Annotated in this window: 1 protein-coding gene; it reads left to right on the forward strand. The window is 65.1% G+C overall.

Going from position 1 to position 1142, the window contains the following annotated elements:
* Positions 1-1142: alanine/glycine:cation symporter family protein (locus K675_RS0110150; protein WP_017903408.1), on the forward strand; the 1142-nt coding region annotated here is incomplete at both ends.

Genomic DNA, 1142 nt, shown 5'->3' on the forward strand with positions numbered 1-1142 from the left:
CGGTTCGTCCAGTTCCGCCATTTCGGTCACATGTTCGGGGTGTTCAAGGAGTCCCTGCGCGGCCAGGCAGGCCAACTCAGCTCGTTCCAGGCCCTGATGCTGAGTCTGGCCGGGCGTGTCGGTGCCGGTAACATCGCCGGTGTCGGTATCGCCGTGACCCTCGGTGGTCCGGGCGCCGTGTTCTGGATGTGGGTCACCGCACTGGTCGGCATGTCCAGCAGCTTCTTCGAATGTACCCTGGCCCAGGTCTACAAGCGCGCCGACGGCGATGGCCTGTACCGTGGCGGTCCGGCCTACTACATCCAGCACGGCCTGAAGCTCAAGGGCATGGCGGTGGTGTTCTCCATCCTGCTGCTGGTCACCTACGGCTTCGCCTTCAACGGCCTGCAGTCGTACACCGTGACCCACTCCCTGCAGAACGCCTTCGGCTTCTCGCCGAACCACACCGGCATCGTCCTCGCCGTGCTGCTGGCGATCGTGTTCCTCGGGGGCATCAAGCGCATCGCCGCGGTGTCCGACCTGCTGGTTCCGGTCAAGACCCTGGCCTACATCGGCGTGACCCTGTACGTGATCGGCACCCAGATCGAACACGTTCCGGCCATGCTGGAAACCATCTTCAAGAGCGCCTTCGGCCTCGACCCGGCGTTCGGCGGCCTGCTCGGCAGCGCCATCGTCATGGGCGTCAAGCGTGGCGTGTTCGCCAACGAAGCCGGCCTGGGCAGTGCCCCGAACGTGGCCGCCGTGGCCGCCGTGAAACACCCGGGCGCCCAGGGCGTGGTCCAGGCGTTCAGCGTGTTCCTCGACACCTTCGTCATCTGCACCTGCACCGCGCTGCTGATCCTGCTGTCGGGCTTCTACACCCCGGGCTTCGAGGGTGACGGCATCGTCCTGACCCAGAACTCCCTGGCCGCGGTGGTCGGTGACTGGGGCCGGATCTTCGTCAGCGTCGCTCTGTCGCTGTTCGTCTTCACCTGCATCCTCTACAACTACTACCTGGGCGAAAACAGCCTGCAGTTCCTCAGCCGCAACCGCGCCGTGCTGATGACCTACCGCGCCCTGGTACTGGCCCTGATCGTCTGGGGTTCGATGCAGAACCTGTCGACCGTGTTCGCCTTCGCCGACATCACCATGACCTGCCTGGC

The organism is Pseudomonas fuscovaginae SE-1 (assembly GCF_000364705.1).
GTDB lineage: Bacteria > Pseudomonadota > Gammaproteobacteria > Pseudomonadales > Pseudomonadaceae > Aquipseudomonas > Aquipseudomonas fuscovaginae_A.